Origin of the sequence: Enterobacter sichuanensis (genome assembly GCF_002939185.1) — a bacterium.
Lineage (GTDB): Bacteria > Pseudomonadota > Gammaproteobacteria > Enterobacterales > Enterobacteriaceae > Enterobacter > Enterobacter sichuanensis.
On record NZ_POVL01000016.1, the window covers coordinates 70569 to 82623 of the forward strand.

15 protein-coding genes are annotated in these 12055 nt (G+C 54.5%); 9 read left to right on the forward strand and 6 right to left on the reverse strand.

Annotation, left to right across the window (positions count from 1 at the left end; genetic code table 11):
* Positions 1-172 precede the first annotated feature (172 nt).
* Complete coding sequence (locus tag C5687_RS09635; RefSeq protein WP_047958591.1) at positions 173-1087, forward strand: bestrophin family protein; 915 nt, start codon at positions 173-175, stop codon at positions 1085-1087.
* On the opposite strand, the gene C5687_RS09640 is transcribed toward C5687_RS09635, so the two are convergent.
* Positions 1075-1623 (reverse strand): GNAT family N-acetyltransferase, encoded by a 549-nt coding sequence (locus C5687_RS09640; RefSeq protein ID WP_104556823.1) that lies wholly within the window; start codon positions 1621-1623, stop codon positions 1075-1077. The two genes, C5687_RS09635 and C5687_RS09640, sit on opposite strands and share 13 nt — an antisense overlap.
* 117 nt (positions 1624-1740) lie before the next feature.
* Between C5687_RS09640 and C5687_RS09645 the strand changes: the two genes are divergently transcribed.
* The 7 genes from C5687_RS09645 to C5687_RS09675 all read left to right on the forward strand — a co-directional run bounded on the left by C5687_RS09645 (position 1741) and on the right by C5687_RS09675 (position 7747).
* Positions 1741-2268, forward strand: a complete 528-nt coding sequence (locus C5687_RS09645; RefSeq protein WP_104556824.1) for a hypothetical protein — start codon at positions 1741-1743, stop codon at positions 2266-2268.
* Positions 2269-2277: 9 nt separating this feature from the next.
* A complete protein-coding gene (locus C5687_RS09650) occupies positions 2278-2748 on the forward strand; it encodes a GNAT family N-acetyltransferase (protein WP_104556825.1) in 471 nt (156 codons plus the stop codon).
* Positions 2749-2760: 12 nt separating this feature from the next.
* Positions 2761-3201: a GNAT family N-acetyltransferase gene (locus C5687_RS09655; protein WP_104556826.1), complete on the forward strand. Its 441-nt coding sequence runs from the start codon at positions 2761-2763 to the stop codon at positions 3199-3201.
* Positions 3202-3346: 145 nt separating this feature from the next.
* On the forward strand, positions 3347-4342 hold the full coding sequence (locus C5687_RS09660) for an alpha/beta fold hydrolase (RefSeq protein WP_104556827.1): 996 nt from the start codon (positions 3347-3349) through the stop codon (positions 4340-4342).
* A 44-nt stretch (positions 4343-4386) separates the two neighbouring features.
* Positions 4387-5127: a response regulator gene (locus C5687_RS09665; RefSeq protein WP_025756438.1), complete on the forward strand. Its 741-nt coding sequence runs from the start codon at positions 4387-4389 to the stop codon at positions 5125-5127.
* Positions 5124-6422, forward strand: coding sequence for an ATP-binding protein (locus tag C5687_RS09670; protein WP_104556828.1), 1299 nt, complete (start codon positions 5124-5126; stop codon positions 6420-6422). The genes C5687_RS09665 and C5687_RS09670 overlap by 4 nt, the downstream gene beginning before the upstream one ends.
* A gap of 134 nt (positions 6423-6556) precedes the next feature.
* Positions 6557-7747, forward strand: a complete 1191-nt coding sequence (locus C5687_RS09675) for a cytochrome c biogenesis protein/redoxin (RefSeq protein WP_095440670.1) — start codon at positions 6557-6559, stop codon at positions 7745-7747.
* A gap of 5 nt (positions 7748-7752) precedes the next feature.
* On the opposite strand, the gene tam is transcribed toward C5687_RS09675, so the two are convergent.
* Positions 7753-8511, reverse strand: a complete 759-nt coding sequence (tam, locus tag C5687_RS09680) for a trans-aconitate 2-methyltransferase (RefSeq protein WP_095448934.1) — start codon at positions 8509-8511, stop codon at positions 7753-7755.
* A gap of 83 nt (positions 8512-8594) precedes the next feature.
* The gene (locus C5687_RS09685; RefSeq protein WP_059386542.1) at positions 8595-9179 is read right to left on the reverse strand and encodes an NUDIX hydrolase; all 585 of its coding nucleotides are present in this window, start codon (positions 9177-9179) and stop codon (positions 8595-8597) included.
* Between the two features lie 86 nt (positions 9180-9265).
* On the opposite strand from C5687_RS09685, the gene C5687_RS09690 reads away from it, so the two are divergent.
* Positions 9266-10033: a DeoR/GlpR family DNA-binding transcription regulator gene (locus C5687_RS09690; protein ID WP_104556829.1), complete on the forward strand. Its 768-nt coding sequence runs from the start codon at positions 9266-9268 to the stop codon at positions 10031-10033.
* A 12-nt stretch (positions 10034-10045) separates the two neighbouring features.
* Here C5687_RS09690 and C5687_RS09695 read toward each other — a convergent pair whose 3' ends face one another.
* The 3 genes from C5687_RS09695 to C5687_RS09705 form a co-directional block, all read right to left on the reverse strand.
* Positions 10046-10417 carry a VOC family protein gene (locus C5687_RS09695; protein ID WP_025756444.1) on the reverse strand — a complete coding sequence of 124 codons (372 nt, stop codon included), beginning with the start codon at positions 10415-10417 and terminating at the stop codon, positions 10046-10048.
* 94 nt (positions 10418-10511) lie between these two features.
* On the reverse strand, positions 10512-10955 hold the full coding sequence (locus C5687_RS09700; protein ID WP_025756445.1) for a PACE efflux transporter: 444 nt from the start codon (positions 10953-10955) through the stop codon (positions 10512-10514).
* Positions 10956-11036: 81 nt separating this feature from the next.
* Complete coding sequence (locus C5687_RS09705) at positions 11037-11999, reverse strand: NAD-dependent epimerase/dehydratase family protein (protein ID WP_104556830.1); 963 nt, start codon at positions 11997-11999, stop codon at positions 11037-11039.
* Between the last annotated feature and the right edge of the window lie 56 nt (positions 12000-12055).

Below are 12055 nucleotides of genomic sequence, written 5' to 3' on the forward strand. Positions count from 1 at the left end.
GCACGACCTTTTTAGTTACAACATACTATTTACCCTTTTTTTAAAAGAACACATGCAGCACCGTGCGGTTTTCGCTAATCAGGGGAGAAAATGCAATGTCCCGTTAACAAGCTTGCAACGGTGACGGGGATCACGTTTAATAGCCTCGCTCTTTTCTTTCCTGAAACTCACTATGATCGTTCGTCCTAAACAGCACTGGCTACAACTGATTTTTGTCTGGCACGGTTCGGTACTTCCCAAGATCTATACCCGATTGCTGCTCAACTTCCTGCTCTCTATCGCCGTTATCCTGATGCTGCCGTGGTATACCTCGCTGGGTATTAAATTTACCGTGGCGCCATTCAGCATTCTCGGCGTGGCGATCGCTATCTTTCTGGGTTTCAGAAACAACGCCTGTTATTCCCGCTACGTTGAAGCCCGGCTGCTCTGGGGACAGCTGATGATAGCGGCACGCTCGCTGTTTCGCGAGGTAAAAAACACCTTGCCCGACGATAAGCATCTGGGCGAATTCGTTCGACTGCAAATTGCTTTTGCCAACTGTCTGCGCATGACCCTGCGCCGGGAACTGAACGCTGAGCAACTGTCACGCTATCTCGCTGCGGATGATTTACCTAAAGTCATGGACGCCAACTCACCGGCGAACCGTATTTTGCTGATCATGGGGGAGTGGCTGGCCGTGCGGCGACGTAACGGGCAACTCTCAGACATTCTGTTTCACAGCCTGAATAACCGACTCAACGACATGTCCATCGTCCTTTCAGGCTGCGAGCGGATTGCGACAACGCCGGTGCCGTTTGCCTATACGCTGATTCTGCACCGCACGGTGTATCTGTTCTGCATCATGCTGCCGTTCGCGCTGGTTGTGGACCTGCACTACATGACGCCCTTCGTCTCGGCCCTGATTTCCTACACCTTTATCTCGCTGGATACCCTGGCGGAAGAGCTGGAAGATCCGTTTGGCACCGAAGATAACGACCTGCCGCTGGACGCCATCTGCAACATGATGGAGCGCGATCTGCTGCAGATGAACGATGAAGAGCACATTCCGGAAAGGCTGATGCCGGATAAGCACTATCAATTGACCTGACGGGCGTTCCACTCGTCGCGGGTGATCTCCCACAGCTCAGAATCCAGCACGCCGCTGACGTACGCTTTCTGTTCCGTTTTGATAAGCCGCATGCCGCTACTGTCTGAAATACGACGGGAGCGGCTGTTGGCGGCGGCCTTCGGCGCGCGTAAGACCGGTTTGTTCAGCGTATTGAACCAGTAATCCGTTGCCGCAATGCTGGCCTCGCGCATATATCCCTGTCCCTGAAATTCCGGCGCCAGCCAGAACCCGCGGTTGTTATCCTCAATATCGTACAGACAGATAATGCCCATCAGCGCATCCGGCACCTCGCGACGTCTTATGCTCCAGAACCACGCAATCCCTTTTGCCATATCCGGCAGCGCCACGTTGTTAACATAATTTTCCGCGCCGTCATCCGGGTAGGGCCAGGGCACGGAAGAGACCAAATAGCGGACGATCTCCCAGCGCGGATAGAGCTTTTGTATCTGGGCGGCATCTTCGGCAACCAGCGGTTTTAGCAGCAAGCGTTCTGTCGTGAGCGTCGGTATCGTCATCCGCCTATCTCCATATTTAAGCGTTATGCTTTTGTTTGCGTTCTGGTATTTTCATCTCTATCACATTCTGTCGCGGCGTGCTGTGGTTATTCACTACCAAAAATGGGCGAAATATAGATGCGTTTTTTGGATTTTTTAGTCGGACGGGTTTTTCAGGATCTCCTTCAGCATGGTAAAGAGGAACGGTTTTTGTCGCGTCCCCTCAGCGAGCTTCCGCGTCAAAATCCTTATCCGGTCGCGGCATTATTACCTCTGTTTTTGGTGGCGTTTGCGTTAAACCTTCTGCCTTTTCTCAGCACGTTGCACGGTTTGTCACCTTTACAGCATGCTCTGAGTTTTTTCGTACCATCATTATTCATGACAGGCGCGCTTATTGTTATCAGCGTGCTTTTGGCCCGAGGGGTGACGTCAGGATTGTTGGGGTTTATGGCAGTGTTCATCCTTCTGCTGATCGTGACCTTCGTTCAGGCGCTGCTTCTCCTGTTCTCTCATGACGGGAGCCTTTGGCCACTGGTCACCGCATTCTTCGCGCTAATACTTTGTCGGAGGGTGATGAATAGCAGCGGCTTTGCGCTGTTTACCCTCTATTGTCGCACTCGGCGTCTTGCCAGCGTTGCATGTGAAATCCAGTTAAAAAGCCATTAAAGAGGTGATATGACGTTACGAAAAGCGCATCCGCAGGAAGCCGAAACACTCTGGAATATTCGCAATCAGGCGATTCGTCACGGCTGTAAAGCCAGCTACGACGCGGATGTCATTGCGCGCTGGACGCCCGATCTGATGCCCGAAAGCTACCGGCAAATGGTCATTGAATACCCATTTTACGTGGTGGAAGATGAAAAGGGCCACGTCGCGGCGACCGGTTATCTGGATCTGGATACCCACTGTCTGGAGGCGATATTCACCTTGCCCGCGGCAACCGGTAAAGGCATGGCGACCCGAATTATCGAGGCGCTCAAACAAGAAGCCCGCAGCCGGGGGATAACCCGCCTGACGCTCGATGCAACGCCTAACGCGTGGACGTTTTACCAGAAACTGGGGTTTGTCACGCTGAACGAAAAATATCATCACTCGCGCATGGCGGGCGCTGATTTACGCTGTTTTGAAATGGCAATCAATGTGTAATGTGAGGAACGCATGGCTGTTACGGTAAGACCTTTACGCGCAGACGATTACTCCCACTGGCGACCGCTGTGGGACGGCTATACCCATTTTTATGACTGCTACCTTGATGAGTCGGTCACGGCATCGACATGGGAAAGGGCGCTATCAGAAAGCTCACCCATGTTCTGCCGCGTGGTAGAGAAGGACAAAAAGGTCATCGGTTTTGCGATGTGCATCCTGCATGAAGGCACCTGGTCAACGGCCCCAGTCTGTTACCTTGAAGATCTGTTTGTGGATGCCTCCGAACGTGGGGCAGGAGCGGGTAAAGCACTCATTGATGCCCTGATTGGCGAAGGCAAGCGTGAAGGGTGGTCAAAACTGTATTGGGTTACCCGGGAGAACAACCCGGCGCGTAAACTCTATGACAAATACGCTGAGGCTGACGACTACGTTCGCTACCGCCTCTCGCTATAACGCTAAAACGCCTGGGTTTGTATCACACTGTATCCGCGTTGCTGATACTTACACAGGCTTGCAATAAACCCGCATTCGCACATATCCGCTATACATTGAGATGTTGTGATATCCCCGTGAATTATACTCAACCGGAGATACCAACATGTTCAGCAAACTTGCTTACTCAACCCTCGCATTGACCGTTTCTCTTGGCACCGTGATGTCCTGTCAGGCCGAAGTCACCGGCACAAATTTTGCGGCCGCCTTTGATCATCCGCAGCAAATTAACGCCGGCGATCTAAACGTCGGTTATGTCGATATCGGCCCGAAAGAGGGTCAACCGGTCATTTTGTTACACGGTTGGCCTTACGATATTCACAGCTACGCTGAAGTCGCACCCGCGCTGGCGGCAAAAGGCTACCGCGTCATTGTGCCTTCGCTGCGCGGCTACGGCACCACGCGCTTCCTGTCACCAAAAACGCCGCGCAACGGTCAGCCTTCGGCCATGGCGAAAGACATCGTCAACCTGATGGACGCCCTGAATATCAGACAAGCGGTATTTGCCGGATACGACTGGGGTGCCCGTACGGCAGATATCGTCGCGGCTTTGTGGCCAGAGCGCGTGAAATCTCTGGTCTCGGTGAGCGGATATCTCATCAGCAGCCAGCAGATTGGTAAACAGCCGCTGCCGCCAAAAGCAGAGCAGCAGTGGTGGTATCAGTTCTATTTCGCCACCGCGCGCGGCGCACAAGGCTATGCCAAAAACACGCATGACTTCGCGCGCTTAATCTGGTCGCAGGCATCGCCTGACTGGAAATTTAGCGATGCGGTCTTTAACGCCAGCGCCAAATCCCTTGATAACCCGGATCACGTCGCGGTGACGCTCAGCAACTATCGCTGGCGGTTAGGGCTGGAAAAAGGGGAAAGGAAATACGACAGCTACGAGCGAAAACTGGCCGCCTTGCCGAACATTACCGTCCCGACCATCACCATTGAGGGCGGAAACAACGGCGCGCCGCACCCGGCACCACAGGCCTATGCAGCTAAATTTACCGGTAAATATGAGCACCGCACCTTCGGGGCAACCGTGGGGCACAACCCGCCTCAGGAAGATCCGCAGGATTTCGTCAAGGCGGTTATCGACGCGGATAAGCTGTGATATGTGCTATTTTCAATACGTTACCCCTCAGTCTGGAGAGTTCGGTGGAGCATATTGATCATATCCTTGTCGTCGATGACGACAGGGATATTCGTGAACTGATTGTCGATTATCTCGGGAAATCTGGCTACCGCGCGACGGGCGCGGCCAACGGCAAAGAGATGCGTGCCGTGCTGGATAAACAGCATATCGACCTGGTGGTGCTGGATGTCATGATGCCCGGCGATGACGGACTTACGCTATGCCGACAGTTGCGCAGCGGCAAACATAAAGATCTGCCCATTCTGATGCTGACGGCGCGCAACGAAGAGACGGACAGGATCCTGGGACTGGAAATGGGCGCGGATGACTACGTGGTGAAGCCGTTTGTCGCCCGGGAACTCCTGGCGCGCATCAAAGCCATTTTACGTCGTTTTCGCACAATGCCGCCCAATTTACAGGTAACGGAAGCAGGGCGGCTGGTAATGTTCGGTGAATGGCAGCTTGATACCGTCGCCCGCCACTTAATCGATCCTGAAGGGGTGATTGTGGCGCTCAGCGGGGCGGAGTATCGCCTGCTGCGGGTGTTCCTGGACCATCCTCAGCGCGTGCTGACCCGGGATCAGTTGCTTAACCTGACGCAGGGGCGCGACGCCGAGCTGTTTGAACGCTCAATCGACCTGCTGGTGAGTCGTGTTCGTCAGCGTCTGAATGAAGATGCCCGCACACCCGCTTATATCAAAACCGTGCGCAGCGAAGGTTATGTCTTTACCATGCCGGTGATTATTAAAGAGGCTAATGAATGAGGCTCTGGCCACGCTCGCTACTGGCCCGTTTACTGATCGTTGTGCTGACCGGTCTGCTGCTGGCGAACGCCCTGAGCCTGACGCTGGTCATGATTGAACGCATGCACAGCGCCCGCACGGTGATGCTCGGCAATCTGGAAAACGATGTCGCAACGAGCGTCGCCATTTTAGACCGGTTACCGGCCAGTGAACGCGCCGCCTGGCTTGGGCGGCTCGAACGGGGTAACTATCGGTATATCCTGGGCCGCGGAGAGCCCGGCGCCGCGCCGACGGATAAGCGTTCAAAGGATGCCATCCGCACCCTGACCGCGACGCTCACGGCACAGTACCCGCTCAGCTTTACCGCGGTTCCTGGCGCCGTATCCCATATTCAGGCTCATCTTACGTTACATGATGGTGCACCGCTTACCATCGACCTGATCCCACGCATGCCGCCCGTCGCCAGCTGGCTACCGGTGGTGCTCATCCTGCAATTGCTGCTTCTGGCGGCCTGCTCCTGGATAGCCGTGCGGCAGGTGGTGCGGCCTTTTTCGCACTTTACCCGTGCGGTGGATTCTCTGGATCCCGCGTCCAGCACGCCAATGACCGAGAAAGGGCCATTGGAGGTACAGCGGGCAGCGCACGCCTTCAATGCGATGCAGACGCGTATTCAGTCCTACCTGCGTGAGCGCGCACAGATTCTGGCGTCCATTTCGCACGATCTCCAGACCCCCATAACCCGCATGAAATTGCGCGTCGAAATGGCCGGGGAACCTGAACTTCGCGACAAGCTCCTGAACGATCTTGATAGCATGACGCGACTGGTGCGGGAGGGCATTGCCTATGCCCGGTCATCAGAATCCCTGGAAGAGCCCTCGCTGAAGCTGGAACTGAATGCCTGGGTCAACAGCATCGCCTGCGATTATCAGGATATCGGTAAAAACGTGCAGTTTCAGGCAAACGAGACCCGCCTGCCGATTGTTACGCGCCCGCAAGCGCTACGACGGGTAATGACCAACCTGTTGGATAACGCTCTCAAATTCGGCGAGCGAGCCACGATTGCGATAGATGATTCGTCTGAGAGCGAGGTAGTTATTCACATTGCGGACGACGGACCGGGGATCCCCGACGCCGAGCTTGAGGCGGTTTTACAGCCATTTTATCGGGTTGAAACATCACGCAACCGCGATACCGGCGGAACGGGGCTTGGCCTGGCGATCGCCGCGCAGCTCACCGCTCAGCTTGCCGGAAAGCTGAACCTGGCGAACCGTGCCGGGGGCGGGCTGCAGGTCTCCATTACGCTTCCGCGCCGTTAATTGTACGGCTTTGTATCTCCCGCTCCCAGGATACAAAGCCAGACAAAACCCGTGCGTTTGCACACATCCGGAACACATCCGTACGATGAAATAGCCTCACTGCAGCGTCGCAGGACTTGTTTTGTGAGGTCACTATGTTTCTGGTAATCGCTTTTCTGGGCGGGATGATCAGCCTGCTCAGTCCATGTACGCTCCCGGTTATTCCACTCCTGTTTGCCGGTTTTCAGGGGCAGCGGCGCCATATTCTGGCGCTGCTCGCGGGGATGATCGTGATGTTCACTCTGGTCGCGATGGTCGTCACTGTCGCCAGCGAGTGGATAACGCAAGCCACCCTTATCGGGCGCTGGATCGCGCTCGTCATTCTGGCCGCCGCCGCGCTGGCCTTAATTTTCCCGTCCTTCGCCCAGCGCATGGCGGGCCCTGCCGTGAGCGCCGGAAACGTCCTCAACACCCGAAGCGGACAAACGCGCGGTATGGCATCAGCGTTTCTGGCCGGGCTGGCGGTCGGGCTGCTCTGGTCTCCCTGCGCGGGGCCCATTCTGGGCGCTATTTTCAGCATTAATATCGCGGGGCATTCGGCCATCGCCACCGGCGCACTGTTGGCCGCCTATGGCAGTGGATGCGCGCTGATGCTGGGTTTGCTCGTGTTCGGCGGCCGCACGCTGATGGCACCGTTAAGAGCAAAGTCGGCACTGATGGCGAAGCTGCGCCAGGGAGCGGGTGTGGTGATGTTAGCGGCAGTCGTCCTGAACGCGACAGGGATGACTTCGCTGCTGAAAGGAGCAAACGGCGTCGCAGACCGTCTTGAGACCGCGCTCTTAAATCTGGCGAAGCCTGCGACCACGCCGGTGAAGCTCCAGCCGGTAGTCATGACCGAACCCAGCAGCCAGTTGCCTTCGCTAAGCGGTGGAACAGGGTGGATAAATGGTGACCCTGTCACGTCTGAATCATTGCGGGGGAAGGTTGTTCTGATCGATTTCTGGACGTGGGACTGTATCAACTGCCAGCATACGCTCCCCCATGTGAGGGACTGGGCCATCAAATATCAGTCTCAGGGGTTGGTCGTGATTGGGGTCCATACTCCGGAATATCCGTGGGAAAAACCGCTTTCGTCGGTAAAAAATGCGGTTAATAAATGGCAACTGCCGTATCGGGTGGTGACGGACAACAACTATCAAATCTGGAATGCTTTCGGCAATCAGTACTGGCCCGCACATTACTATTTTGATGCCAAAGGGCAGCTGCGCTATACCGCCTTTGGCGAAGGTGATTATGAGCAACAGGAAAAGGTTATTCAGCAGTTGCTCAAAGAAGCCCGTTCATAATCGGCTCAGGGCTGACGTTGAGCGACGATAAACAACCGCGGAAAAGCCAGCAGTATCTGCCCGTTTTCCTGGAGCGGATACTGCTCTTCCAGCAGTTCATGGTAGCGTTTCAGAAAACGTTTCTGCTCGCTCTCATTCAACTCCTGAAGCCATGGGCGTAAACCGGTGGCGCTGACCCAGTCGATAATCGCCTGGTGCGAATTCATTTTATGGAAATAGGTGGTCCGCCAGATATCTACGTCGCAACCGGCCTCCGACAGGATGTCGTAATAGGCATGTACGCCCGGCAGAGCTTCGCGGCCGCGGTCAGGGTAGTCTTGCTCGAGCGCCACTTCACGCATTGCCACATGCGTGGGTTCCAGCCAGTTGTCAGGCATCTGGATCGCCAGCACGCCGTTTAACCTGAGCTGGGAGACAAGGTGAGGCAGCAGCGTGTAATGGTCAGGAACCCATTGCAGCGACGCGTTGGCATAGATCAGGCTCAGGGGCTGAGCCGGTTTGTACTGGCGAATATCGGCCTCAACGAAGTGGCAGTCAGGTAGCGCGGCGCGTGCTTCCTCGAGCATGGCAGGGGAGTTGTCAACGCCGGTGATGTGTGCGGAAGGCCAGCGATGCCTCAGCAACGCTGTGCTGTTTCCGGGCCCGCAGCCCAGATCGGCAATGGTGGCGGCCTCATCAAGAGGAATTCTGGCGAGCAGTTCCGCGGCAGGACGCGTTCTTTCTGCGCCGTACTGCAGGTAAAGAGCAGGGTTCCAGTCGGCCATCTTCGGTTCTCCGTTTTGCATGCTTCTGCAAGAATAGCACAGGCAAACGCCTGCACCGTGGCAGGCGTCAGGAGAGCAGGCGGTTACAGAATGCCTTTCAGCGCAACATGATAAAGCAGCATGATGGTTTTCCCGTCGACTATCTTGCCGGTTTCAATGCCGCGTAGTGCCTCTTCCAGGGGCATTTCCAGCACGTCGATATCTTCTCCCTCTGCCTTGATCCCGCCGCCTGTGCCGGTTCGGTCTTTCGGCTGGTACTCGGCAACATAAAAATAGAGTTTTTCCGTGACGGAGCCCGGGCTCATATAGGCTTCAAAGATTTTCTGCACGCGAGACACGCGAAAGCCGGTCTCTTCTTCCGCTTCGGCTTTTATGCGGCTTTCGGGATCCATGTTGTCCAGTAACCCCGCCGCAGCTTCAATCAAATTATCCTCATGGCCATTAATAAACACAGGAAAGCGGAACTGGCGGGTCAGGATCACCGTCTTTTTATCGCGGTTATAGAGCAGAATCGTCGCACCGTTGCCACGGTCGTAGACTTCACGGTGCTGCCGCTGCCATTCGCCATCACGTCGCTGCAGGTCGAAGGTGTATTTTTTAAGGACGTACCAGTTATCTGACAGCGTTTCACTGCCGATGATGCGCACATCTGCACGTTTTGATTGCACGTTTGTTCCTCCTTAGGTAGAGTAATCATCATAAACAGCATTATCGTGCAGTTTCAAGATAAAACATGCAACCTCGGGAAGTCATGATGCTCACCAGTCAGCGAAAACAATTGATCCTTGAAAAACTCACCGCCGAGGGACAGGTCCAGTCTAAAGCGCTCAGTGCGCTCTTCGATGTTTCAGAAGACACCATCCGACGCGATTTACGCGAGCTGGCGGCAGAAGGGCGTTTACAGCGCGTGCACGGCGGCGCTCTGCCGTCATCCTCCGCCGTTGCTCCGTTTGCTGAACGCCAGTCTGTGAAAATGGATGCAAAACAACGTGTGGCCCGCAAAGGCGCGCTGCTGATTTCATCAGGCCAGGTAGTGATCGTCGACGGTGGCACCACAACGTCGGCGCTGATTACCTTTTTACCGCCTGACCTGCGTATCACAGTGGTCACGCACAGCCCGAGTATTGCCCTGGGGCTCGTCGATCATCCGTCCATCGAGGTCATTCTGATCGGCGGCCGTTTATATAAACACTCTATTGTCGCGGTTGGCGCAGCGGCCATCGAAGGTATCGGAAATATTCACGCGGATTTGTTTTTCATGGGTGTGACCGGTATCCATCCTGACGCGGGACTGACAACCGGTGATTTTGAAGAGGCATGCATCAAACGAGCATTTTCCGCCAGAGCCGCCGAGACGGTAGTCCTGGCGTCTCCGGAAAAGATAAACGCTGCTTCATCGTTCGTCATCGGGGACGTGTCTTCGGTAAATACTATCGTCGTTGAAGACAATACCGATAAGAACTGGATCCGCGCGGTATCGGATAAAGGAGTATCCGTGGTGCTAGCCTCAGGGCATGAGTGAAGAAGCGTTGAGCTACACGCTCTGCGGCGCATGGCACACCGCCTCGATGTTATGACCATCAGGCGCGATGACGAAAGCGGCATAGTAGTGTTCGCTGTACGGGCGTAATCCCGGCCCACCGTTATCCCGTCCGCCGGCGCGCAGGGCAGCATGATAAAACGCATCGACTTGCTGACGGGTATTAGCAACAAAGGCCAGATGAAGCGGCGCCGGTTTTTCCGGTGTCTGGTAAAGGCAGAGCGAAACGTCACCTGAACTCATTTCGACACCGTAGTCTGGCGTGCCTTCATCAATGAGCTCCACCCCAAGCGGCTTTAGCGCCTCCAGGAAGAACGTTTTACTTTTTTCATAATCACTCACGCCGAATTTAACATGATCAAACATTGTCGACTCCTGAAAAGATGTAGAGAAATTAAGAGTATAGAAGGCGAGTGGAGTCGCATGCTTTCAGGAGCGTGTCATTGTGACGGATATCTCGCTACACGGCAGAGCGTTTCCGTCCGACCCATATCCAGCGCAGGTAGTCATAAAGCCAGTTAAACAGCATCGTGTATGGCAGGAAAAACAGGACAAGACCGATTTCAACAAAAAATGCCTCAGTCATTGTTAAATTCAGCATCACCATAGCGACAGGGATTAAGGTGACGATCAGTCCAGTTTCAAAACCAACCGCATGGATTGCACGAACGAGGAAGGTTCGTTGAAACTGGCGTTTTTTCTGCAGGGAGTCAAAGAGTTTATTAAACACAAAATTCCAGGCCGTTGCGGTAAGTGCAGATATCACGGACAGCGAGCCGGACTGGAGAACCGACACGTTCATCAGCCAGGCAAGCGACAGGGCGATGATAACGTTGGCCGTCACTTCAAAAATGACGGCATGAAAGATTCGCTCTTTAAAACTCTTATCCAGTTCAATTTCCATTTGTTCAGGGCAGTATTTATCAAAAGCTTAAGTATATCAGACATCTTTCAATCCTCTCTAAACGAGGAAGTTGAAGTTATGTTAAATACACCCCAGACCCGCTAATGTGGAATGCACGGCATCGATAAGGGGGGTCTGCGGCTCATGGCCTAAAAAAGCAATCAGTTTTGAATTGTCCATTTCAACCGTCTGCTCCCATAGGTAGCGCATCTCCTGCATCTCACGCAGTGTGGTGTTAAAGGGACTCATCGCAGAGACCAGCCACCAGGGAAACGTTTTCACTTTCGCCTTTATACCGGCACGCTCTGCGGCTAATGTTATGGCTGCGGCCATTGTTGTTCCATCAGGATCCCAATGCCCGCGCATGTGGAAACGGGAAAACGGTTCAAGCTCATCCCGACGCGCCAGCAGTGCTGCGAACGTTTCGGCGACATCCGGCAGATATGCCCACTGATGGCCTGTTCCGGGTTTCCCGGGTTGTTTAACGATCAGCGGCGGGTGACCCGGTTTAACTAATCCCTGTGAAAACCAGTTGTTACCTGCACGGGGACCAAAAAAATCCCCCGCACGCAAAATCAGCACCTTTCCGCCACGCTGCGCATAGTCTGAAAGAGCCTGCTCCATTTGCACCCGTATTGCGCCTTTTCGGGTAACTGGATGCTGAGGAGAATCCTCGCGTAAGAAGGGAAAAGCATCGGGGCCGTAGTTATAAATCGTGCCCGGCAGAACGATTAACGCTCCGTTTCGCTCCGCGGCGCTGATGGTGTGATGAAGCATGGGTAAGACCAGCCGATCCCAGTTCCGATAACCCGGCGGGTTAACGGCATGGACAATCACGCCACACTCTGACGCCGCAGCCTCTACCTGCTCTGCATTTAGCGCATCGCCGCTAATCCAGCGGATACGTGAGTTGTGCTCGTCCTTTTGTGGAGTTCTGCGGCACAATGCGCGAACATCCCATTCATCGCGGATCAATTTACGGGCAATTTCGCCACCAATCCCTCCCGTTGCGCCCAGTATCAGTACCTTATTAGTGTTTTTCATTTTTTTTACTCTTGTTGGATACCTGATTGACATCTTAGTGACTACACGGGCTAAAT

What these genes read in the sequence shown, in the direction of transcription:
- C5687_RS09640 (WP_104556823.1), bottom strand. Translation starts at nt 1,623, where the DNA reads ATGACGATACCGACGCTCACGACAGAACGCTTGCTGCTAAAACCGCTG.
- C5687_RS09645 (WP_104556824.1), top strand. Translation starts at nt 1,741, where the DNA reads ATGCGTTTTTTGGATTTTTTAGTCGGACGGGTTTTTCAGGATCTCCTT.
- C5687_RS09675 (WP_095440670.1), top strand. Translation starts at nt 6,557, where the DNA reads ATGTTTCTGGTAATCGCTTTTCTGGGCGGGATGATCAGCCTGCTCAGT.
- C5687_RS09670 (WP_104556828.1), top strand. Translation starts at nt 5,124, where the DNA reads ATGAGGCTCTGGCCACGCTCGCTACTGGCCCGTTTACTGATCGTTGTG.
- C5687_RS09660 (WP_104556827.1), top strand. Translation starts at nt 3,347, where the DNA reads ATGTTCAGCAAACTTGCTTACTCAACCCTCGCATTGACCGTTTCTCTT.
- C5687_RS09650 (WP_104556825.1), top strand. Translation starts at nt 2,278, where the DNA reads ATGACGTTACGAAAAGCGCATCCGCAGGAAGCCGAAACACTCTGGAAT.
- C5687_RS09635 (WP_047958591.1), top strand. Translation starts at nt 173, where the DNA reads ATGATCGTTCGTCCTAAACAGCACTGGCTACAACTGATTTTTGTCTGG.
- C5687_RS09655 (WP_104556826.1), top strand. Translation starts at nt 2,761, where the DNA reads ATGGCTGTTACGGTAAGACCTTTACGCGCAGACGATTACTCCCACTGG.
- C5687_RS09690 (WP_104556829.1), top strand. Translation starts at nt 9,266, where the DNA reads ATGCTCACCAGTCAGCGAAAACAATTGATCCTTGAAAAACTCACCGCC.
- C5687_RS09695 (WP_025756444.1), bottom strand. Translation starts at nt 10,417, where the DNA reads ATGTTTGATCATGTTAAATTCGGCGTGAGTGATTATGAAAAAAGTAAA.
- C5687_RS09705 (WP_104556830.1), bottom strand. Translation starts at nt 11,999, where the DNA reads ATGAAAAACACTAATAAGGTACTGATACTGGGCGCAACGGGAGGGATT.
- C5687_RS09700 (WP_025756445.1), bottom strand. Translation starts at nt 10,955, where the DNA reads ATGGAAATTGAACTGGATAAGAGTTTTAAAGAGCGAATCTTTCATGCC.
- tam (WP_095448934.1), bottom strand. Translation starts at nt 8,511, where the DNA reads ATGGCCGACTGGAACCCTGCTCTTTACCTGCAGTACGGCGCAGAAAGA.